The sequence below is a fragment of the Ktedonobacter sp. SOSP1-85 genome (assembly GCF_016587415.1).
Taxonomy (GTDB): domain Bacteria; phylum Chloroflexota; class Ktedonobacteria; order Ktedonobacterales; family Ktedonobacteraceae; genus Ktedonobacter.
Genome location: NZ_BNJI01000001.1, coordinates 2,048,691 through 2,071,819, shown reverse-complemented (window position 1 = coordinate 2,071,819; position 23,129 = coordinate 2,048,691). Strand labels below are relative to the sequence as shown.

At 54.7% G+C, this 23,129-nt stretch carries 16 protein-coding genes; 8 read left to right on the top strand and 8 right to left on the bottom strand.

Annotation, left to right across the window (positions count from 1 at the left end; translation table 11 throughout):
- The first annotated feature begins 4 nt into the window (after positions 1-4).
- From KTE_RS08770 to KTE_RS08755, 4 genes are all read left to right on the top strand, one after another.
- The gene (locus KTE_RS08770) at positions 5-5,518 is read left to right on the top strand and encodes a non-ribosomal peptide synthetase (protein WP_201380291.1); all 5,514 of its coding nucleotides are present in this window, start codon (positions 5-7) and stop codon (positions 5,516-5,518) included.
- Between the two features lie 107 nt (positions 5,519-5,625).
- On the top strand, positions 5,626-6,381 hold the full coding sequence (locus tag KTE_RS08765; RefSeq protein ID WP_201380290.1) for a thioesterase II family protein: 756 nt from the start codon (positions 5,626-5,628) through the stop codon (positions 6,379-6,381).
- Positions 6,382-6,862: 481 nt separating this feature from the next.
- The gene (iscB, locus tag KTE_RS08760) at positions 6,863-8,170 is read left to right on the top strand and encodes an RNA-guided endonuclease IscB (RefSeq protein ID WP_201380289.1); all 1,308 of its coding nucleotides are present in this window, start codon (positions 6,863-6,865) and stop codon (positions 8,168-8,170) included.
- 60 nt (positions 8,171-8,230) lie between these two features.
- A complete protein-coding gene (locus KTE_RS08755; RefSeq protein WP_201380287.1) occupies positions 8,231-9,769 on the top strand; it encodes a hypothetical protein in 1,539 nt (512 codons plus the stop codon).
- Between the two features lie 21 nt (positions 9,770-9,790).
- On the opposite strand, the gene KTE_RS08750 is transcribed toward KTE_RS08755, so the two are convergent.
- The 8 genes from KTE_RS08750 to KTE_RS08715 all read right to left on the bottom strand — a co-directional run bounded on the left by KTE_RS08750 (position 9,791) and on the right by KTE_RS08715 (position 17,258).
- Positions 9,791-10,531 carry an AAA family ATPase gene (locus KTE_RS08750; protein ID WP_201380285.1) on the bottom strand — a complete coding sequence of 247 codons (741 nt, stop codon included), beginning with the start codon at positions 10,529-10,531 and terminating at the stop codon, positions 9,791-9,793.
- Positions 10,532-10,738: 207 nt separating this feature from the next.
- Positions 10,739-11,029, bottom strand: coding sequence for a hypothetical protein (locus KTE_RS08745; protein WP_201380283.1), 291 nt, complete (start codon positions 11,027-11,029; stop codon positions 10,739-10,741).
- A gap of 67 nt (positions 11,030-11,096) precedes the next feature.
- The gene (locus KTE_RS08740; protein WP_201380281.1) at positions 11,097-12,299 is read right to left on the bottom strand and encodes an RNA-guided endonuclease TnpB family protein; all 1,203 of its coding nucleotides are present in this window, start codon (positions 12,297-12,299) and stop codon (positions 11,097-11,099) included.
- A complete protein-coding gene (tnpA, locus tag KTE_RS08735) occupies positions 12,292-12,690 on the bottom strand; it encodes an IS200/IS605 family transposase (protein WP_201380279.1) in 399 nt (132 codons plus the stop codon). Before tnpA ends, KTE_RS08740 begins: the two co-directional genes overlap by 8 nt.
- Before the next feature lie 241 nt (positions 12,691-12,931).
- On the bottom strand, positions 12,932-13,753 hold the full coding sequence (locus KTE_RS08730) for a carbohydrate ABC transporter permease (RefSeq protein WP_201380277.1): 822 nt from the start codon (positions 13,751-13,753) through the stop codon (positions 12,932-12,934).
- Positions 13,754-13,766: 13 nt separating this feature from the next.
- A complete protein-coding gene (locus KTE_RS08725) occupies positions 13,767-14,723 on the bottom strand; it encodes a carbohydrate ABC transporter permease (protein ID WP_201380275.1) in 957 nt (318 codons plus the stop codon).
- A 125-nt stretch (positions 14,724-14,848) separates the two neighbouring features.
- The gene (locus KTE_RS08720; RefSeq protein WP_201380272.1) at positions 14,849-16,219 is read right to left on the bottom strand and encodes an extracellular solute-binding protein; all 1,371 of its coding nucleotides are present in this window, start codon (positions 16,217-16,219) and stop codon (positions 14,849-14,851) included.
- A gap of 433 nt (positions 16,220-16,652) precedes the next feature.
- On the bottom strand, positions 16,653-17,258 hold the full coding sequence (locus KTE_RS08715; RefSeq protein ID WP_201380270.1) for a hypothetical protein: 606 nt from the start codon (positions 17,256-17,258) through the stop codon (positions 16,653-16,655).
- A gap of 195 nt (positions 17,259-17,453) precedes the next feature.
- On the opposite strand from KTE_RS08715, the gene KTE_RS08710 reads away from it, so the two are divergent.
- The 4 genes from KTE_RS08710 to KTE_RS08695 all read left to right on the top strand — a co-directional run bounded on the left by KTE_RS08710 (position 17,454) and on the right by KTE_RS08695 (position 23,111).
- Positions 17,454-18,908 (top strand): NADP-dependent isocitrate dehydrogenase, encoded by a 1,455-nt coding sequence (locus tag KTE_RS08710; protein ID WP_201380268.1) that lies wholly within the window; start codon positions 17,454-17,456, stop codon positions 18,906-18,908.
- A gap of 206 nt (positions 18,909-19,114) precedes the next feature.
- Entirely contained in the window at positions 19,115-21,868 is a 2,754-nt protein-coding gene (locus tag KTE_RS08705; protein WP_201380267.1) for an NB-ARC domain-containing protein, read from the top strand.
- Entirely contained in the window at positions 21,865-22,173 is a 309-nt protein-coding gene (locus KTE_RS08700) for a response regulator transcription factor (RefSeq protein WP_201387284.1), read from the top strand. The genes KTE_RS08705 and KTE_RS08700 overlap by 4 nt, the downstream gene beginning before the upstream one ends.
- Positions 22,174-22,463: 290 nt before the next feature.
- Complete coding sequence (locus tag KTE_RS08695) at positions 22,464-23,111, top strand: hypothetical protein (RefSeq protein ID WP_201380266.1); 648 nt, start codon at positions 22,464-22,466, stop codon at positions 23,109-23,111.
- The last annotated feature ends 18 nt before the right edge of the window (positions 23,112-23,129 follow it).

Here is a 23,129-nt window from a genome sequence, read left to right as displayed (position 1 = left end):
ACGAATGAGTGAAGCGTCCAAGAAACTTGCAGGTCTTTCTCCCGAACAGAAACGAGCGCTTCTGGAGCGCCTGCTCCGTGAAAAAGCTGCGGCGAAGGTCGAGCTAGAGTGGGCCACGTTGTCCCAGGGACAGCGTGCCCTCTGGTTCCTCTATCGCCTCGCTCCCGAAAGCGCTGCCTATAATCTGCTCTACTCCGCGCGCATTCAAGCCGCGTTAGATATCCAGGCACTACAATTCGCCTTCCAGGAGCTGGCGCGTCGCTACCCGATCCTGACCGCGACCTATGCCACCAGGGAGGGCGAGCCTGTCCAGTATTTCCAGCGCCAGCAGGAGATCCCCATCGAGCGCATCGATGCCTTCTCCTGGTCTGAAGAGGCGCTCAAGCAGCGCCTCCTCGTAGAAGGCAATCGTCCCTTCAATCTGGAGAAGGGGCCTATCATGCGTATTCAGCTCTTCCAGCGCGCCCCCCAGGAGCATATCCTGGCGCTCACCGTGCATCATATCGCGCTGGACTTCTGGTCGCTTGATATTCTGATTGATGAACTCTATCTCCTCTATGCCACGCGAGTCGCGGGATCACAGGCGGCGCTTCCCGCCGCAGGCCCTGCTTTTACGGAGTATGTCCGCTGGCAGTCCGAGCTGGCGAAGAGCCCAGAGGGCGAGCGCCTCTGGTCCTACTGGCAGGAGAAGCTGGCAGGCGAGCTACCACTGCTGAACCTGCCTTTGGATCGCCCCCGCCCACCGGTGCAGACCTATCGTGGCGCCTCGCATAGCTTCCCCTTCAGCGCTGACCTGACGCGCAAGCTACGCGCCCTGGCCCAGTCTGAGAAGGCTACCCTCTTTATGATCGTATTGGCGGCCTTTAAGACTCTACTCTATCGTTATAGTCACCAGGATGATGTGCTGGTGGGGACGCCCATGCTCGGTCGTAGCCGCGCCGATCTGGAGAAGATCGTCGGCTACCTGGTCAATCCAGCCGCTTTGCGCACCAGCCTGGCGGGCAATCCCAGCTTTAAAGAGCTGCTGAACCGGGTGCGCGAGACTGTTACCGAGGCCCTGGAGCACCAGGATCTCCCCTTCCCGGTCATCGTTGAGCGCTTGCAGCCCAGGCGTGATCCCAGCTACTCGCCGATCTTCCAGTCGCTCTTCATCTGGGACCGCCCTCGCAAGCGCGACGAGAGTGAACTGGCCCTCCTGAGTCAGATGAGCAGCAATGGGCAAAATGGCTCCCATGCGCATAATGGCGCGAATGGACATCATGCGGTCGCCCTGCCCGCGCTCAAGCTTGAACCGTATGTCATGGGTCAGCAGGGCGCACCCTTTGACCTGACCCTGACCATCTTTGAGATGGATGGTGGCCTCTCGGCCGATTTTCGCTACAACGTTGATCTCTTTGATGATGCGACGATCGAGCGCATGGGCGGACACTTGCTGGTGCTGCTGGAGGGTATCGTGGCTCAGCCTGAGCAGCCTATCCTCTCGCTTCCGCTGCTGACCGGGGCGGAGAAGCACCAGGTCCTGGTAGAGTGGAACGCGACCGAGGCCACCTATCCAGAGCAAGCCAGCATTCCCCAACTCTTTGAAGAGCAGGCTCAGCGCACCCCCAATGCCGAGGCGCTGGCTTATGAAGGCAGCTCATTGACCTATCGTGAGCTGAACCGACGCGCGAACCTGCTGGCACGTGAACTACGCTCGCGTGGTGTCAAACCCGATACCCTGGTCGGCGTCTGCATGGAGCGCTCCGTCGAGATGGTCGTGGCCCTGTTGGGTGTGCTAAAGGCTGGGGGTGCCTATGTCCCGATGGACCCCGCCTATCCACAGGAGCGCCTGGCCTACATGCTTGAGGATGCCACCGTGTCAGTCCTGCTGACACAATCGGCGCTGCTTGAGCAACTGCCGCAACATAGCGCCCGCGTGCTCACGCTGGATGCCAACTGGGGCGCGGACAACGGCGGCGAGCTGGATAACCTTACGCTCGACCTGCGCCCGGAAAACCTCATCTACATGATCTATACCTCTGGCTCGACAGGCAAGCCTAAGGGCGTGATGAATACGCATCGTGGTGTCTGCAACCGCCTGCACTGGATGCAGCAGGAATACCACCTGACTGCCGAGGATCGTGTGCTGCAAAAGACGCCCTTCAGCTTTGATGTCTCGGTCTGGGAGTTCTTCTGGCCCCTGATCAGCGGCGCCACGCTCGTCATGGCTCGCCCCGGCGGGCAGTCAGATGCGGCCTACCTGGCGAAGCTTATTCAGGATCAGCGCATTAGCACGCTGCACTTTGTGCCCTCGATGCTACATGCCTTCTTGCTGGAGCCTCACCTGGAGGTGCGTTGTCAAAGCCTCAAGCGTGTTATCTGTAGCGGCGAGGCCCTGACCTATGATCTCCAGGAGCGCTTCTTTGCTCACCTCAAGTCCCAACTGCATAACCTCTATGGCCCAACCGAGGCCGCGATTGATGTGACCTACTGGGCCTGCCAGCCTGGCAGCAAGGAAACGGTAATTCCGATTGGCCGCCCCATTGCCAACACACAGATCTATATCCTGGATGAGGCCCAGCAGCCTGTTCCTGTAGGTGTCTCAGGCGAGCTATACATCGGTGGTGTAGGCATCGCACGCGGCTACCACCAGCGCCCCGAGTTGAACCGCGAGAAGTTTATTCCCGATCCATTCAGCACGTTTGAGGGTGTACGCCTCTTCCGCTCGGGCGACCTTGCGCGCTATCGCCCGGATGGCGTGATTGAGTTTCTGGGTCGTATCGATCACCAGGTCAAGATACGAGGCTTCCGTATCGAACTGGGCGAGATCGAGGCCGCACTAAGCCAGCATCCAAACGTGAAAGAGGCAATCGTCATTGCGCGCGAGGATATGCCTGGAAATAAGCGCCTCGTGGCCTATCTTGTCCCCGAGCAGGTGGGTGAGCATATCCCTGCCGTGAGCGATTCGCTTCTGCTCTCACCTCAGGAGGCGGGCCTTACGCTTGAGGAATTGCGCACCTTCCTGGGTCAGCACCTGCCATCCTACATGGTTCCTTCGGCCTTCCTCTTCCTGAGCGCCTTGCCGCTGACACCAAATGGTAAGGTGGACCGCAAGGCCCTGCCCTCGCCCAATAGCGAGCGCCCTGAACTGGAAGAGCAGTTCGTCGCGCCCCGCAACGCGACGGAGCAGAAGCTGGCGGAAATCTGGACTGAGGTGCTGGGGCTGAGTCGTGTCGGTATCCACGACAACTACTTCGACCTGGGCGGAGCCTCCATCCAGAGCCTGGAGATTGTAGCCAGGGCCAAAGAGGCTGGTATTGACCTGCCACTGGAGAAACTCTTCGAGTTTCAGACCATCGCTGAACTCGCCAGCGTTCTGGAGAGTGTGTCTGCGCCACAGGTAACTGCACCATCTGAAACCATGGTTCAAGCCATTGCCGAGGTCGAGCTTCCTGCTGTAGAGGAGCCTATGGTGCCAACGCAGCCGGAACCGAAGCCCATGCAGGCTGACTCCTCGCCGACGCTATTGATGAATACAGTAATCGAGAGCCTGGGAACTTATCTACCGCCCAAGGTCGTGACCTCGGAAGAGGTAATCCAGGGCTGTGTCAGTCCCATTCGCTTCCCCTTTGCGCGCCTGACCGGTATTAAGTCGCGCCGCATGGCGGGCGAAACTGAGTTCTCGATTGATATTGCGCGCCAGGCCGTGGCAGATTGCCTTGAACGCTCAAAGTACAATCCTGAAGATATCGACATGATCGTCAGCGGGAGCATATCTCGTTGCGATGCCCCAAACTTCAGTTTCTCCTTTGAGCCAAGCACGGCGATACGTTTGAAGCACCATTTTGGCTTGAAGAACGCTATCGCCTTTGATATCGACAACGCCTGCACAGGTCTCTTTACCGCTATCAATATTGTCGATTCCTTCCTCAAGGCTGGTCTGATCCGGCGCGGTATCGCCGTAAGTGGTGAGTATATCACGCATATCGCGCTGACCGCTCAGAAGGAACTGGAGGGCTTTATGGACTCGCGCCTCCCCTGCCTGACGGTGGGTGATGCTGGCGCGGCGGTCCTCCTGGAGCGCGCTCCCAACCAGAAGGTGGGCTTCCACGAGTTCGACATGTTCTCTCTGGGTCATTACAGCCGTGACTGTATCGGTAAGGTAACAGATCGCGAGCATGGCGGCTCGATCATGTATACCGATGCCGTCAAGGTTTCGGCGGTCAACATGAAACATGCGGTCGCTCACGCGGCGAACGTCATCGCAAGCTCCGGCTGGCCTAGCGATTCCTTCCAGCATGTGATTATTCACCAGACCTCCAGCACGACGATTCGCGACGCGGCGCGTGAAATCAATAGCCACTTCGGTAAAGAGATCTGCACGCAGGAGAATGTAATCAACAACATTGCCGAGCGTGGGAATACCGCGACCACGACGCAGATGATTGCCATCGCTGACCATATTCGTTCGGGTCGTATTCAGTCAGGCGATAACGCGGTCCTGGGTATTACCGGCTCTGGTGCGACCATCGGAGCCGCCATTTATACCTTCGATGACCTGCCTGAGCGCATGCGCCGTGTCGACGCGGGCGAAAAGGTGCAGAAGGTTCCATCTGAACAGCGTCATACCGTTCCTCTCCTGCCACCAACGCGACGCGTGCGTGTGGAGAGCATCGGTACGCTGCCAGCTCAGTCTCCTGTGAAAAAAGAGGCGTTGGCCCTGGTTAACGCCGCTGCTGAGAACTGCCTGGCCGCCTCCTCATATGATCGCAAGGATATCGACCTGATGATCTATGCCGGTGTCTATCGCGACGAGTTCTTAAGTGAGCCTGCGATAGCCGCATTGAGCCAGGGTGACCTGAAAATCAATGAAGAGATCGAGAAGGTGACGGATAAGAAGACCTTTGTCTTCGACGTCTTCAATGGCTCGATTGGCCTGCTGAATGCCTGTCATACCGCGATTGGTATGATCAAGGCCCAGAAGGTCAACAACGCGCTGGTCATGGCCTCCGAGATCGAAAATAATCGCGAGTACCGGCCAGATGTGCTGCGTGGCATCGAGGAGACCGGCTCGGCTATGATCCTGGCCGAGAGTGCCGATGGACAGACGGGGTTTGGGAACTTTGTCTTCAAGTACTTTACGGATTATCTTGGAGCCATCAATTCCCATACCGAACTGCACAACGGTAAGATGACGCTCTCTGTCGCAACCGATCCCTGCCTCCAGGAATACTACCTGCAATGTATTCAGGAGACGGTGCAGGAGCTTCTGGCGCTTGAGCAACTGGACCTGGAGCGGGTGAAGGTTATCCTGCCGCCCCAGATCTCGTCCCAGTTTATTGCCGACCTGGGCAAGACACTGAATGTAAGCGCCGAGAAACTGGTCGATGTGCAGGCGGAGCACGATCTCTTTACCTCGTCGCTTCCCTACGCGCTTGAGCAGGCGCGCCAGCAGAACCTGGCACGCCCGGGCGATGTCGGCCTGATCATCTCGGTTGGCGCTGGCATTCAGGTTGGTTGCGCCACTTATTACTTCTAAGCTCTTCTAAGCTCTTCTAAGTCCATGCCAGCATGGACCCTACAACAGGCACACGCAATGTGTAGGGTCCATGCTTGTATGGACTTATGCTCACTCATGGATGGGGTATGGCTTCCAATATCGAAACTTCCTCCTGGATTACCTGTACGCAGGATACTGAGACGCGCCTGCGCCTCTTCTGTTTTCCCTATGCTGGTGGCGGTGTGGCCTTCTACCGGCGTTGGTCTACATCTCTGCCACGCGAGGTTGCGCTCTGCCCGGTTTACCTTCCTGGACGTGAGCAACGCATCGCGGAGCCAGCGTTTACCTCGCTGGAGCAGCTTGTCGCGACACTTATTGAAGTCATGCAGCCCTATTTGCATGAGCCTTTTGCCTTTTTCGGGCATAGTATGGGTGGCTTGATAGCATATGTGTTGGCGCGCACGCTTCAGGAACAGAGCTTGCCCCTACCACGTGCTCTCTGCCTCTCAGCGATAAAAGCTCCCCATCTCCCAGCGCGTCAGGAACCGTTGCACACGCAGCCACTGCCTGGGTTCCTGCGTTCGCTCTATCGCCTGGGGGGGACGCCCCTGGCCGTGCTCCAGAACGCGGAACTGATGCGTTTAATGTTGCCTACCCTGCGTGCGGATTTTACCCTCTACGAAACCTATACTCACACCCCCTCTATCTCCCTGACCTGTCCTATTGTGGTCTATGGTGGTGTGCAGGATACGCTGGTCAGCCGCGAAGAATTAGAGGACTGGCGGTCATATACCAGTGCCTCGTGTACTGTGCGCCAGCTTCCCGGCAATCACTTCTACCTGCATTCCGTCCAGGACCTCCTCCTGCCTCTCCTGGCCCAGGACCTCCTGGCCAGCCTATAGGGTAACGTCGTCGAGAAAAAGAGCATACTTACTTCATAGGCAACCGCTTTCTACCTCGCCAAAAAGAATAGTCAGGGTAAGTTTTGTTTTCTAGTACTTCATATCCGAAAACCCTGAGCGCGCTTGTCCCCGAATGGGGGAAGTGCTAGGCACGCCAGTGACGTTGGGTTTCGGAATAAGATCTTAGCCTGTTTTACGGAGAACCAGCAAAGGCGCAAGGCAAAGGAAGTTGACCTGTCAGGAACCCCTGCCTCGAGGCAGGGGCTTGCGCAAGCAAGCCTGAACCTGACCAGTCTCAGCCAGCGTCTTCGGACATCGGGCTACGTTAGGAACGAATACATAGGTACGTTGGGGTGCATGCCAGCCCCAACCACTACGGTGCAGCATTAAACAGGTGTAGAGGGTGAAGCCAGTGTGTTGTACGCCAAACCGTTTCTAACCTTGACGAGGCAACCATTACCTACGAGAGTAGAGGCTCAACTTGAGCAACGTGTTTGTGATTGACAGTGACTACAAGCCCTTAAATCCGGTGCATCCCGCACGCGCGAGGTTCTTGCTCACGCAAGGCAAAGCCGCCGTGTTTCGGAGGTATCCTTTTACCATCGTGCTCAAACGTGTGGTGGAGCGACCGGAAGTGCAACCCTTGCGCCTCAAAATCGATCCTGGCAGTAAAACGACTGGCCTTGCCCTGGTGAACGATGCTAACGGCAAGGTGATCTTCGCGGCTGAACTTGGGCATCGAGGCCACGCTATTAAAGCCAGCCTGGACAGTCGTCGTGCCATTCGCCGCAGTCGTAGACAGCGCAAAACACGCTATCGCAAGCCACGATTCCAAAATAGAAAGCGAAAGGAAGGATGGTTGCCGCCATCGCTCGAAAGCCGCCTTGCCAATATTCTCACGTGGGTCGCTCGCTTGTGTCGGTATGCTCCCATTGCTGCTCTGAGCCAGGAATTGGTCAAGTTTGATATGCAACTCATGGACAATCCCGATATTACCGGGATTGAATACCAACAAGGGACCTTGCAAGGCTATGAAGTCAGAGAATTTTTGCTCGAAAAATGGGGGCGGAAGTGCGCCTATTGTGGCCAACAAGATATTCCCTTGCAGATTGAACACATTCATCCACGGGCCAATGGTGGTACTCACCGGGTCAGCAATCTTACCCTGGCGTGTGAGCCGTGCAATCTTGCCAAAGGAACCCAGGATATTACGGTATTTCTTGCCAAGAAGCCTGATGTGCTCAAACACATTCTGGCTCAGGGAAAGATGCCACTCAAGGATGCCAGTGCCGTCAATGCGACGCGATGGGCATTACTTGAACGGCTGAAAACATGTGGATTGCCTGTAGAATGTGGCAGTGGTGGGTTGACAAAATATAACCGTACTCTGCTATGGCTACCGAAAACGCACTGGCTGGATGCTGCCTGTGTGGGCAAGAGTACGCCTGTTGTGTTTTCCCATAAGGGAATTGTGGCGTTGTGTATTACAGCCATAGGACATGGGTCGCGGCAAATGTGTCGGATGAATCGTTATGGTTTCCCGCGTACTGGACCGAAGCAAGCAAAGTCTATTCAGGGCTTTCAAACAGGCGATATGGTCAAAGCGGTGGTTCCATCCGGCAAAAAAGTGGGAACATATGTGGGCAAAGTAGCAATTCGCACAACGGGTTCATTTAACATCACCACACAGCATACCACTATCGAGGGGATTAGCCACCGCTTTTGTCGTTCACTGCATCGGAGTGATGGGTATCGTTATCGGCATGGCAACACCCGTTCCCTGCCCTAAAAAGGAACGTTTCTTTCCTCCCCTGGCTCAAGCACAGGGGGTTCCAGAAACGGAGGTTCTATGAAATTACCATTGACGCTGCGTTGCTATGTGCGCGAGACAGAGATGCTCTACGACTTTGAGGTGCTTCAGGCCCTCTTTACTGCCCTGACGGAGCAGGGCTACTACTTCGTGGCCGAAGAGGAGTTTGAACCCTCATTTCGTGTCTGGTGGAGCGCTATGTGTGCTCGCCCGTCTCGTCTCGACACCCTGCCTGCCGAGCGTCAGCGGCTCTTATTGCACTTGCGCCAGAGCGGACTCTCTGCCCAGTTGCGCTGCGAACTGGCTCTCTATCATACCCTGCACGAGCCGCACCTGGTATGCCGTGCCTATCACGGTGAGCACCTCTTCTCCTTTGATCTCGATTTTACGCCGGGTGGGCCAGCAGGAACGCCCCTGGTATTGTTGAGTATCGAGCCCGAGTACCTGACTGCTGCGCATGGTGAGGAGAGCGCGCGTATGCATGCGCTCTGGATTGCGGTACTCAAGGCTCTCTATCAGCATCTGCATCCCATTTATGGCTGGGTACATGATATGGATTTTGATCGTCCAGGCTTTGCCTGGGCTATGGATATTGATCCTGAGCACGTAGAGGAACGGACAGCGCTCGATGCCGTCCTGCGTAACGACGCTGCCGCGGGACACCTGCGTTTCCTCTCCCTGGCCAATATGCTTGGGCCAGAACTGGTGGCACACTATGACCGCGAGCGCATCTTGACGACACCCGCCTGGCATCTTGAGCCGCTGGAGGATGGCGGAGTTCTGCTGTTGCCTGAACCGTTCTCCTGGGACTATGTGCCGGTCTGGAACGAGGCCGAGCAACACCTGGCAATCGTTCCGGGCGAGAGTATCACGGTTGCCCATCTCGCCGCGACCCTGCACTCGCATGGTCTGCTCAAGCATATCTCCGTGCCTCAGCTAGAGCAGGCGACCGCGAAGAGCTGCCTCTTTGATATCCTGGCGGTGTTGCTTCCCCAGCGTTATGTGACCCTCAAACGCCACTACCAGTATCGCGAAGAGGATTATACGCGCTTGCTGCTCCACCTGGCGCGTGTCACGAGTGGTGAATGGGAGCCTGAACAGGTAAGCACCTTCTTCCTGGCTGACGAGGCCCTGATCGAGTTTGAGTGCGCTGGTGAGTCCTTCTACTGGCGCTTCCCATTGCCTCAAGGGTATGCTGACGTGGCTCCTGGTTTTCTTGAACACCTGCGCCAGTTTGCGCGCTCGCGCCTCGCGGGTACGTTCTTGCCGTTACGTGGTAAAGGACATGGCCTGACGTACTTTTATCTCTCTGCGCGTGCATGGAGGGAATTGGAATATATGCTGCCCAGGCTTCGTAGCGGATGGCCCTCGCTCTCGGTCTTGCGTTCGCTCTTCCCCCGGCTCTCCTCTGCGCATTGGCGCCAGTTGCGCGAGCATGTTGAGGCGGAGGAAGCAGAAGCCGGTGAGACGAGCTCGCCTGGCGAATCCCATAAGCGTACTGACCGCCCCTGTCGCGAATGCGCCACACGGCACCTGGAGCGGTGTCGCCTGGTCAGCGAGCCACTCTGGAACGTGTAGGCTGATACCTCCTATAAGCTATTAGCCCGTGGGCGGACGAATATCGCCGGGCTGGCCTGGATAGCGGGTTAAGCCTGCTTTTGGTCCCAGCTCGTTGGTTGGGATATGGAGTCGCTTAGCTTTGCGCTCGATTCCCAGGGTGATAAGGTCCGTTACTGTATCCAGGTCGAGTATACCGCTATTGATGACCAGGTCGTACAGGGCAGGATCATCTGGATTGCGTCGATACTGCGTTTGTAAGTAGCGCTCGCGATCATGATCTTTCATCTGGATGCGTGCCTCGGCATCGCCCCTCCCTAGCCCTTCGCGCTGCATCACATATTGGACGCGCAGATCAAATGGCGCGACGATCCGCGCATGGAATACATCACGTCTGCCCGCCAGGAGCACCTGCGATCCTCGTCCGACGATGATGACATGCCCACGTGCTATGGCTGCCTCGACGACCTTTGTGAGTGCTTCGTGATAGATCCGTGTATTGGTGAGTACGGGTTGCGGCTCTAGCGTAAACATCGCAGGCTGTAAGACACGCATACTGCTGATGAGATAATTAACGAGTGACTCGCCTCGCTCATCATGCTCCTCTGCCTCCAGCTCTGTGATATTGAGTTCCTGCGCGACCCGGACCACGATCTCATGATCTATCAGCTCCCAGCCCAGGCGGTGCGCCAGGCGCTGTGCCACCTCACCACCTCCGCTACCATACTCACGCGAAATGGTGATGGCACGCATCTGTGCGATCTCAGCATGATTCTCTGGCATATGTTCGGCTTCTTTCTTAACGAGCTACTCTTTGTTTGACAAGCATTTTGCGACGATGTAACTCCGATTGTTCTGACCTACAAGGGTACGTTCCTACATAACCATGTGTCTATCGTAAAACTTCTTACTATTCTATGTTCTCTTTGATTATATCTTTTTGGCTAGTTGTGCTTCCTCTTCGTTATGGAGGGGGCTAGATTCCTCTTGCTATGTTCCACTTATATCACGTTTGAGCGGTACTCTTCCGATGACAGTATGCAGCGTCCAGCGTGCCTGGAATTGTGGCGAGAGGAGTTCGATGGTGAGGTCGCGATGCCATTGCGCTAGCTCTTCCCGGGTGGCCAGGTTCCAGTGCTGGGCCAGGGGCGCGAGATAGAGTGCCATCCAATGCCAATCTCGTGCGAATAGGTGATACCCTGGTGTTCCCGCGGAAAGGTCAATAATGCTTGCCTGGTGTTGTACGTCACGCCAGCCTGCCTCGTGCAGATGCCTAACCATTTGCGCCCCAGTGCAGAGATGGTGCCCCTCTCGCTGGAGCAGTGTGCGTAGTGACGACTCCCCACGGCTACAAGCCGGGGGCTTCTGGAATGACTCGGCTGTGTCGTCCCACAGCGTGAAGACCCTCTTCTAAGATATTGAGACTCCCATTGTGGTCGCGGTGGATGACCAGATCACACTGGGGGCACTCATACACCCGCACCGACAACGGCATCGGTTGGCGATGACCGCAGGCAGAGCACGTCTGACTCGTATAGGCCGGGTTCACGCGCACCACCTGCCGTCCAGCTTCCTCCGCTTTGGCTTGCAGGCGTGTGAAGAACATTGACCACGAGGCATCAGCGATCGATTTTGCCAAGTTCGGATTCTTGACCATGTTGCGCACCACCAGGGCTTCCACCGCGAGAAAGCCAAAGCGGGCGATCAGCTTGCTCACTTCCTGTTCGATGAAGTTCTTGCGTCGGTTGGCGATGCGTTCATGAGTGCGGGCAACCACTTTGCGCCTGTGCGCTCGCTCCTTCGTGCCTTTGGGCGCACGGGCGAGCTTGCGCCCGGCACGAGCCAGCTTGGTCTCATCCTCACGGAAAAAGCGAGGATTGGCAATCGCTTCTCCTGTCGAAAGATACGCAAAGGTTTTTAAGCCCACATCAATTCCAACGGGCTCCGACGTGTGGGGGAGACGGCTAGCTTGCAGGTCGTTTGCTCTCAACTCCACGGTAATACTGACAAACCATTTGCCCGTCGGAGTCCGTTTGACGATCGCGGTTTTCGGCGTGCCCTTGATTGCTCGATGCATCACCATCTTGACTGGGCCAAGTCTAGCCAGTTCCAGTGTCCCCCGGTTCTTTTTCCCTTGCCTATGGATCTTGAAACTATTGCCAAACTGTTTGAAGGTCAGCGAATGATAGCGAAAACGCGATTTGAAGCGAGGAAAGCCAGGCATTTTGCCTTCCTCCACGCGTTGAAAAAAGGCGTCAAAAGCCAGATCAACGCGTTTGACCACATCCTGGAGCACCTGAGAGGGCACTTTGGCCAAATCAGGGCGCATCTCTTTGCATCCGGGCAACTCGGCGCATTGATCTTCATAGGAGAGAGAAATCCCGGCCATCCGATAGGCACTTTTGCGTTCATCGAGGGCGGCGTTGTAGGTCTCGCAGCACAAGACAAGCCATGCCTCTAAGATCCGCTCCTGTTTGTGGGTTGGATAGAGTCTGAATTGGTAGGTTTTGGTTGGCTTCTTCTCTTTTTTGGGTTTCTCTCGCTTAGACATGTTTTTGCTGCTCGATATAGTGTTTGATACTGCTCAAGGGAGTGCCACCAGTTGTGCCCACAAAATACGAGTTTGTCCACAAGCTCGGCAATTTTCGCTTGAGGGCGACAAACTCCTGCCGAAGCAAGCGAGAAGATTGCCCTTTGATCAGCTTCACCAAACGATGAATCCCGAATTGAGGATCAACGTCCACAAGCAAGTGAACATGGTCAGGCATGATCTCCAGTTCTTCGATCTCTGCCCGACATTCCTGACACACCTGTCCAATGATCTCTTTCAAACGAGTTTCAATCGGCCCGATCAGGACTTTGCGCCGATATTTGGGGCACCAGACCACATGATAGTGGCAGCTATAAAACACGTTTCGATTGCTCTTGTACGTTTCACCCATCGAAAACAGTATACAGCAAAGAGGTATCTACTGTCAAGATCATTTGTTCAAACGACGCATGCCCCAATGCCCCTGCCCCAAACAAGGACTCGCTTGTATCCCCATGGCTAGAAGCCAGGGGCTTTACGCTCGGTTGGGTAGAAGAGACGTGGCGTAAAAATGCCTCCGGCATTTTTACGCCACGTCTCTTCTACGTCTGCGAAGCGCCGCAGGCGCTGAGAACAACTTAAGGAAAAGTGCCTTAGCCTTTGAGGCCCCCACTCACGCCCTTGACAAAGAAGCGCGAAACAAAGGTGTAAAGCAGAACCGCGGGGAGCGCATACAGCATGGCATAGGCCGCGAGCTGTCCATAATTCACCTGTCCATAGGCCCCGAAAAAGGTATAGATATGAACCGAGGCGGGTAAGAGGTCCTGATTTTGCAGGATAATGAGCGGCACAAAGAAGTTTGTCCAGGCGCCCAGAAAGCTCCAGACGCCCACGACGGCGATACCCGGCGCCGCCAGTGGCAAGAGAATATGGGTGAATGAACCCAGGATAGAGGCACCATCAATCCAGGCCGCCTCCTCTAATTCCAGGGGAACGGAGTCCAAAAAGTTCTTCATAAGCCAGATACTGAAGGGAAGCGAGCTAGCGGTGAAGAAGAGGATACAGCCCAGGAGTGTATCTTGCAGGTTCAACACAACGTACATTGCATACAGCGGTGTGACCAGGGCCAGGATTGGCAGCGCACTGGCGAAGAGAATTAAATACATGATCTGAGCTTTGAAGGGGAATTGATAACGCGAGAGGGGATACGCAGCCAGCCCGGAGAGGAGGATGACCAGTACCATTGTCGAGACGGCCATAATGAGGCTATTCGTGAATGGCTGAATGACGAGGCCATTGCTGATGATGTCGATATAATTGCTCAGGTTGGGAGCCGTAGGAAGCGTAAGCGTCAATTGCGCGTTGGGATTGATACTGGCAAATACGGGCCAGAGCAGCGGGATCAAGAACAACAGCCCTATCACCGTCAGGATCAGGTAGAGCAGCGAGGGAACGATAATACGGCGGATAACCATGCTCGGATCTCCTTTAGATGTCGATACGCAGGATACGGATATAGAGGAGCGAGAGGATCGCGCCTACGATAATGATCAGGAGTGCGATAGCGCTGCCATAGCCAATCTGGTAGAACTGGAAGGCCTGGCGATACTGATAGATGGTAAGCAGCTCATTATTAGTCGTGCCACCACCTGTCATCACATACACAAGCGTAAAGTCCGACAGCGTCGCAAGCGTGATGAGAAGCAAATCCGTTGCGATAGACCCCTTAATAAGAGGGAGTGTTACATGATAAATCTTGGCCCACACACCTGCGCCATCGATAGACGCCGCTTCATACATATCTTGAGGAATGCTCTCCAGGGCCGATGCATAGAGTAGCATGGAGAATGCCGTCCCTCGCCAGATGTTGGCGATAATAATCATTGGCAGGGGATATTCTTGTACCCAGGCATGTTGTGGCAGCGTCAGATTTGCTATCACCGTGTTGAGCAAACCCGGCGAAAGGACGCTTTGTGGCCCACCCGCTAGAAATGCCTGCCAGATAAAGCCCGCGACGACATCCGGAATAACCCAGCAGGCGATGATAATTCCGCCCAGGATCGCGCGAAAGACGTGGTTTCGCTTCTGCATCATAAGCGCGAGCAGCAGACCCAGGAGCGCCTGGCCAATCAAGGCGGAGCCAACCAGGTAGATAATAGAGACGCGAAAGGCGTTAAGAAACTCGCCATCACTCAGGATGCGCACAAAATTTTGTAGACCTACCCACTGGGGAGCCTGCGCGCCCACACCAGTCAGAGCCATGTTGGTAAACGAGGTATAGACGGCCCAGATGGCGGGGCCGAGCATAAAGATAAGAATAATCAGAAACGCAGGCGCGAGAAAAAGCAGACTTGTGCGCAATCGCTTTCTATTGGCGCTCGTAACAACACGCTTTGGTGGGGATGCCGTGGCCTCAACTGACACGGCGGGAGTTTTTACCTGCATCGTTGCCGCTCCTCAAATACTATAGTTACCTATCTCTGTAGGCGTATGCTGTGGTGGTGAGCTAGCTTAGCCAGCTCACCACCACAGCATAAAACTTGGCGAAGCACCGCAGGTGCTGAAAGTGCTTAACCTTTCTTCTCTACCTTATCGTCGCCCGCAATACTCTTGACCGCGTTATAAAAAGCGTTCATGGCATCGCTGGAGCTTTGGCCCTGCATGACGTTCTGCATGGCCCGGTCGATCTCAACAGAGATCTTGGGATAGGCTGGGAAGCCCGGGCGGAATTGCGTAACGGCAACCAGGCCGGTGAAAAAGTCCGACAGGGGGAGATTCTTATAGTCGGCGACCTCGGCAACATCTTTGCGTGGCGTAATCTGAGATGCTTTCACATCATAGAAGGCCAGGTTATCTTTGTTGAATGCCGTTTTGATAATGTTGAATGCATCGCTCTTGTGCTTTGAGTTGGCGCTAATGGAGTAGGCCCAGCCGCCGGAGAGCGTGACATACTGAGGATCATCGCCATTTTGTGTCGGCATTTTGGCGACTCCTAGCGTTTTCTGCCAGGCGGGCCATTCAGCGGCGCCACCCTTCTGCCAGCTTCCAGGGAGCCACGAGCCATCAATATCGATTGCCAGCTTGCCCTGCGGCATAAGCTGCTGAGCAACTGTATTACCCGCCTGGGTATTAAGGGCGATATCATTGGTGGGGCCCAGTAAGCTCGATGAACTGTAGACCTGTTTAACAAAGTCTAGCGCATCCTGGAAACCTTTGCTCGAAGCAATCCATTTGTTGGTGTCGTAATTGTAGAGCGGGTCTTTGGTGCCGTAGAGCAGCATTTCAAAGCCCTGCATGGTCGAGGCTTCGTCCATGGGGATGCCCGAATAGAGGTTCATCGGCACCACGCCTGGGACCTTGGCTTTAACCGCGCGTGCGGCGGTCAGGATATCGGCCCAGGTCTTAGGCTGCCAGTCGGTGGGCAGGCCTGCCTTCTGGAAAATATCTTTGTTGTACCAGATGCCGCGTACATCGGTGCCATCCATGATGCCATAGTTCTTGTTATTGAAGGTGGTAATCTTCTGCATGCTGGGGAACCACTGCTGCTTATAATCTGGCCACGAGTTGATATAGTCATCAAGCGGCGCCAGGTAGCCAGCGGTCACATCCGAGCTAATGAGGAAGCTATCTTCGCGCACAATATCGGGGGGATTGTTTGAACGGAGCTGAAGCGCCAATTTTGTATAGTAGCTGCCCTCATCGGCGATGATGGGTTGTAATTGCAGCTCAATTTTGGGATTCGCGGCCTCCACCTGCTGCTTGACGCGAGTCCACCATTCCTGTTCATAGTAGGGTGGAGGTCCAAATTGCTGGTAGGCGACACGGATCACGGTTTTGCCATTATCACTGGAGCCACCACAGGCGGGCAACGCGATAAGACCTACAAGAAATAAACAGAGCACCAGTAGATGTAAATTCAGTCCTTTGAAGCGAGACTTCATGACTTTTCTCCTTTGTTCCTCTTGACAACATTGAAGGAAAAGACATCACTGTCTTGATGATGGAGCAACACTCTGGAACAGGCAAACGTCGAAAACGAAGAAAAGCTCCACATGGGTAGAAGAAAATAGACACTCCTTTCTCTAGTGAGCATGTGCTCTTGAGCACGAAACATGTAAAAGAAGAGGCTCTAGTGCCTGCTCAATAGACCGTTACTATAGAAAGCAAGCGTTCAAATATACTTTAGTGTTGGTATTATGATAACGTTGTCTTTAAATATATGTCAAGGCAAAATGGGCCTGGACGTGCCAGGAAAATACAAAGTGATATTAACGCTTGAAGTGTGTCGTAATGTTGAAGGGTATTGAGTGAAAGTATGTCGTGGAATCGTATAAAACATGGTGAGAATCAGCCATGGTGATGACGTAGTCGACGTTAGCTTTCGTGTATCATCAGGATATCAAATGTGGCCTGGGGGATGGCGATGATCTCCTGCGTATGCGTGCCAACTGCTGATAGCTGAGGGCAGCTAAAGCTTCCTTGCATACGATTAACATTAGGCTGGATGGCAGGCTCGTCATGTATAATGGTCAGCTGGCAGCGAATGCCTGCTTGCAGTTGGAGATCCCATGCTCCTCCTTCGTGTCCAAAATCCAGGCGTACATCGCCTCCATTGATAGGCCCTTCCAGGGTATATGTCCTGGCGCCTTCATATCCATAGAAGGCAATGATGAGACTGTGATCCTGGTCCTGGAGGAAGATGGTAAACTCCTTCAAGCCGTGACGAAGCTTAGAGGTGAAGATATGGCTCTGCCAGGTATAGCTGCCGCTCCTGGCGCCTGTGACGTGAAAGGTTGCGCTACTACTCTGTGTACTGTGCATTCCTGTCTGAATCCAGGTAGGCGTGGCTATTGGTGCGCTTGTGTTGGTGCTGATCTCATTGCCTGGCGCGCAGCCAGTGACCAGAAAGGCACTGATGAGTAGCAAGAGGAGGCAATATTTTAGGTGCAGGAAGGTTGGAGGCCAGGATTGGGCGCGCATGCTATTGCATCCTCTCATATAGGTAAGCCACGCTGCTCACGTGAGCGTAGATATCGCTTATCGTGCTTCATTTTACCATACACGCAACGCGAACAGGTGCTGATGAAAAGGCGGTTCAGCAGTCTCTGGCGACATATGCTATACTGACGTTGGTGTTTTTACCAGCTAAACAATTCGAACAATGGAGTTACTCGTATGTCACAGAATGTACCGATAACTGTTGCGTCTGGAGATGGCATTGGACCAGAAATTATGGATGCCACTCTGAGGGTGATTAAAGCAGCAGGAGCACGCATAGATATTGAAGAGATAGAGGTTGGAGAAAAAGTCTATCTGCGCGGTATTAGTGCCGGTATTGAACCCAGCGCCTGGGAGTCGCTTAGTCGCACCAAGGTATTTTTGAAGGCCCCGATTACCACTCCCCAGGGCGGTGGCTATAAAAGCTTGAATGTTGCCGTGCGTACCGCTTTCTCCCTCTATGCAAATGTACGCCCCTGTGTCGCGTATCATCCCTTTGTCGATACCAAGCATCCTGGTATGGATGTGGTGATCGTTCGCGAGAATGAAGAGGACCTCTACAGCGGCATTGAGTACCAGCAGACGCCCAATATGATGGAGAGCCTGAAGCTCATCAGCCGTCCAGGTAGCGAAAGGATTATTCGCTATGCCTTCGAGTATGCGCGTAGCAATAATCGCAAGAAGGTCACCTGCTTTATGAAGGATAATATCATGAAGCAGTCTGACGGCCTCTTCCACAAAGTGTTTGACGAGATCGCCGCCGAGTATCCCGACATCGAAAATGAGGCCTGGATCGTCGATATCGGCGCCGCCAAACTGGCTGATACCCCCGAGGCCTTCGACGTTGTCGTGATGCCAAACCTGTATGGCGATATTCTCTCCGACGTCGCGGCCCAGATCGCGGGCTCCGTTGGCCTGGCTGGCTCTGCCAATATTGGTGAGGGCTGTGCCATGTTCGAGGCCATCCACGGGTCGGCTCCTCGCCGCGCGGGACAGAATCTCGCGAACCCTTCTGGCCTGCTCCTGGGAGCTGTATTGATGCTCGTGCACATCAATCAGCCAGAGGTTGCGACCGCTGTGCATAACGCCTGGTTGCGCACGCTGGAAGATGGCATTCATACCTATGATATCTATGCTGATGGTGTGAGCAAGCAGAAGGTTGGTACGCGTGAGTTCGCCGATGCGATCATTGCGCGCCTGGGTCAGAAGCCTGAGCAATTGAAGGCCGTGAGCTACACTTCCGCGCCCGCGAAGGAGCGCAAGACGCAGGCCACAAAGGCTCAAGTTCCCACCCTCAAAGAACTGGTCGGCGTCGATGTCTATCTCGATTGGAGCAAGGGGAGCGCAGAAGAGTTAGGTAACGCTTTTAAACAGGTCAGTGGTGAGGGCCTGGAACTGAAGCTGATTACCAATCGCGGAGCCAAAGTATGGCCCAATGGCTTACCATATACCTTCTGTACCGATCACTGGCGCGCCCGTTTCCAGGCGCCTGAGATTGGTACAAAGATTGAGCATGCCCAGATCATCTCGCTTCTGGAGCGTGTGCATGCGGCTGGATTCGATTGTATCAAGACGGAAAACCTCTATAACTTTGACGGCAAGCCCGGCTACTCCCGCATTCCCGGCGAATAATCACTCCTAGCGCAAGACTCAAAAGGATGAGACACCTATATAGGTATCTCATCCTTTTTTCTATATAGTGAGATGCGGGAACGATTTTCATGCCTTTTTTATATCTTACACATAGACAGTTACCTAATCACGTGCTACACTCCACTATTAGGTAACTCTGTTTCTTCCTGTTACCGATCTATATTTGCATTGGAGAGACGACAGGTATGGCACGCACCCAGATTCCAACAGCCTCCTATGATCGCTTGCTTTTGCTTGATAGCGCAGGAAGCCCACTCTCACATATCGCCATAGGCTCCCCTGAGTGGTATAAATGGTTGCAAGATGAGCAACATGCCTCCTTCGCCTATAAAAGCAATACTGGCAACTTTACCGCTCGACGTGAGCAGCTACGCCGAGGTTGGTACTGGTATGGGTATCGCAAACGCGAGAACAAGCTCCACAAGGTTTATCTAGGGAAGTCAGAAGAACTCTCCCTTGAGCGCCTGAGCCTGGCGGCGCGTGCCCTTTCGGGACAGAGTCTGGCCCAGGAGAATCTCAAGCGTCGGCAGGTGGTGGAGGAGCTACTTACAACTATAGAACCTGGAGATAAGCGTGCCGCCCTGGATGTAAGCGATGAGGTTGCCTCGCCCCACAAAGATGATGTCGGGGGCATGGTGGCCAGCAATAAATACTATTTGCTCTCCCAACTGACTCCCCTGGTTGGGCGTGACCAGGAAGCACATGAGGTCGCTGAACTGCTCCGCGCTACGCATGTGCGATTGTTGACCCTGACGGGAACAGGAGGGATTGGGAAGACGCGCCTGAGTTTGCAGGTTGCGACTGAGCTTCTTAATACCTTTGCCGACGGCGTCTATCTCGTTCTCCTGGCGACAGTGACGGTTCCCCGCCAGGTGCCCATATTTATTGCCAATGCCCTCGGCCTGGGCGAAGCCGGTGAGGGAGCACTTGTGGAACGCCTGTATGCCTTCTTGAAGGAGAAGCGCTTACTCCTGATCCTGGATAACTTTGAGCAGGTGATCGCCGCTGCCCCGCAACTGGTGGAGTTGCTGGCGCGTTGTCCACAAGTGAAAATTCTTGTGACTAGCCGGGCTGTCCTGCACGTGGTGGGCGAGCAGGAATATCCAGTGTTACCCCTGCCGCTTCCTGTCCAGGACCAGGTGGATACGCAAGTTCTGGCTCAATCCGCGGCGGTACAGCTTTTCGTCCAGCGGGCGCAAGCGGTGCAGCCTGGCTTTCGCCTTACGGCTGAGAATGCGGCGACTATTGCTGCTATCGCGCGCCGCCTGGATGGTTTGCCCCTGGCTATTGAATTGGCGGCGGCTCGCATGAAGGTCTTTTCTCCCCAGGCCCTGCTCCAGCGGCTGGAGAAGCGTCTTCCTCTCCTGACGAGCACCACTCAGGATGTGCCTGAGCGTCAACAAACGCTGAGCAATACCCTAGACTGGAGCTATGATCTCCTGGCGCCACGCGAACAGCGTTTATTTAAACGTCTCTCCATTTTCGCAGGCGGTTGTACGCTTCCTATGATCGAACATCTCCACGCATCGCTCGAACAGGCGCTGGGGATCGATCAGGAACGCCCACTCTTACTGGATGACCTCACCTCTCTAATCGACAAAAGCCTGCTTTCGCGTGTGGAGCAGGAGGATCACGAGGCCCGCTTCTTTATGCTGGAGATTATTCGCGAATATGGTCTTGAGCGATTACAGCAGGAAGAGGATGTTGCAGAAGTGCAGCGTGCATACGCGTATTACTGGCAGCAGCAGGCCCTCATGTCTGAAAAGGATATGGATCGCCATCAGGATCAGGAGATGTGGCGCATTCGCCTGGAGCATAAAAACCTGCGAACCGCTCTCATCTGGTTTGCCCAACAGGGGCAGTGGGATGATGCCTTGAAGCTGGCTACTGCCCTCTGGTGGTTCTGGTGGGCGAAGGGTTATATCGGTGAGGGACGACGCACGCTTGAGTGGTTGCTCTCCTCGGCCAAAGAGGTGAGCCCCTTCTGGCATGCCAAGGCCTTGAGTGTGACAGCACTTATGATCGCCCTCCAGGGTGAATATAAACAAGCTATTGCGCTGGCTGAGAAGAGTCGGGTGATCTTTGCGGAACTTGAGCAAGAGTTTGGGCAGGGGATGGCGCTCTGGACGATTGGCCACGCCTATGTCATGATTGGGGAGGGTGAGCAGGCGCGAACCGCGCTTGAGGCAGCAGGGGTGCTCGTGCGCAATAAGGGGCATCGCTGGGCTAATGCCGCCGTTCTTGAACGCCTGGCCTCGCTTGCGCGCGACGAGGGCGACCTGGAGCAGGCTCTCTCCCTCTGCGAGCAGAGCCTGGCGATTCATCAACAGGCGGGATCGACCTGGGGAGAGGCCCGTGCACTCTGGATGCTGGGCCTTATTCACTTCTCACGCGCCGATCTACTTAAAAGTACCCTGGTGCTTGAAGGCTGCATTGAGCGTGCTGGTCGTGTGGGCGATCGCATCAGTATCTCCTACGCCTCTGTGCTCCTGGGTGTTCTGAAAGGTCTCTATGGCGATATGCAGGAGGGAGGCGCGCTTATTGAGCAAGGCTTACAATTGGCGCGCGACCTGGGTGATCAGCGTGGAATATCCTGGGGCCTGACACTCTCAGGATGGAACTATGCCCTCCAGGGCGAATACACCCGTGCGCGCGAGCGCCAGGAGGAGAGCCTGTCCTTGCTTGCTGTGACGAACTATGAGTATAAATCCTTCGTCGCGTATGCGCTGGATGGCCTGGCGCTGGCGGTTGTGGGCCAGGGGTATCCAGCCTGGGCCGCGCGTCTATGGGGGGCGGCCCAGGCTGTGCGCCAGGGGGGCGTAGCGTTCCGGCTATCCCCGCTACAATCCAGAGCATTTTTAGTGAATTTGTGCAGCAGGCGCGCGCTTTGCTTGGCGAGGAACCCTTTAAACTGGCTTTTGCTGAGGGGCTGGCTATGACGCCTTCACAGGTCCTCCAGGCTCGCTCACAGGCTCCTCTCTCCTTTTCTTCGGCTTCTATCCCCAACAACGAAGAGCCTCAAACAGCAGCCCCGGCCTCAACTGTCCTGGCTGGACTAACAACGCGCGAAATTGAGGTATTGCGCCTGCTGGCAACAGGGATGACCAGTGCCCAGATAGCAGAGAAGCTCGTCATTAGTATTCTCACTGTTAATACGCATGTGCGCTCTATTTATAGCAAGCTTGGTGTGACCTCGCGTAGCGCCGCAACGCGTTACGCGCTTGAGCATAAACTCTTACCTTAATGACCCCTCTCGATGACCCGGTGCGAGGACTTTACGTTGCAATTGACTAGTTACGTATATAAGCTCTACAGAGTTTTGAGTAAGCCTGCTTTTTGAGGTCCCTCGCACCTCCTCTGACAATTACCCTGTTTTAGGGACGCCACATGAACTTACTTTGTATTACACTGTAAACACTGTTTGTTATATATGTGTGTATGAGAATATTTAGTAAGAGGTGTGCGGCGGTGGATGGATTCCGTTCTTTGTGTAGTGTTCAAAGCCCTGGGCTGGCGTATGTAAAGGATGCAGAAATGCAAAGTCAACAAAAAGATAGAAACGCCTGTATTTTGAATACTGTATCTATTTCTGAGCTTGCCGATGCATGCAAGCGGGAGTTTGACATGGTTGGGGAAAGTGGTGCCGTCTCTTTTGATAAAGCAAGTCTCGCGCTCCTCCGCCTGGCGACGATACGCGATAGCAAACAGGCCTGGCTCGCGCTTGAATATGGCTTTTGCCAGAAGCTCGTCCTCTGCCTGCGTCAGCACCCACGCTTTCAGGAGGCGCTTCGTCTACAGTCAGAGCAAGAATACATTACGCGAGCCTTTGCCCATTTTCGGCAGACAACCGTCAGCAAACAGATGGAGTTTGCTTCGCTCAGTGCAGCGTTGCGTTGCCTGGCTGTCTGCCTCAATAGCGTTATTTTCGATATGCTCCGTTCTGCTCAGCAGTCTACACGTGAGCCACAACAGGTGTTCTCATCACCAGCGGAAATCTGGCGCGTTCTCAGCCAGAAGCTGACGGAGGAGCGTGAACGTCGTCTCGCCTATCTCCTTTTCCAGTGTGGCCTTAAGCCCACTGAAATTGTTGAGCGTTGTGCGCACGAATTCCGCGACCTCGCCGAGGTGCAGCGCCTGCGGATTAATATCCTGGATCGTCTCGCTGCGATCTCCCTCTGTTAACCTATGTAGACAACTTTC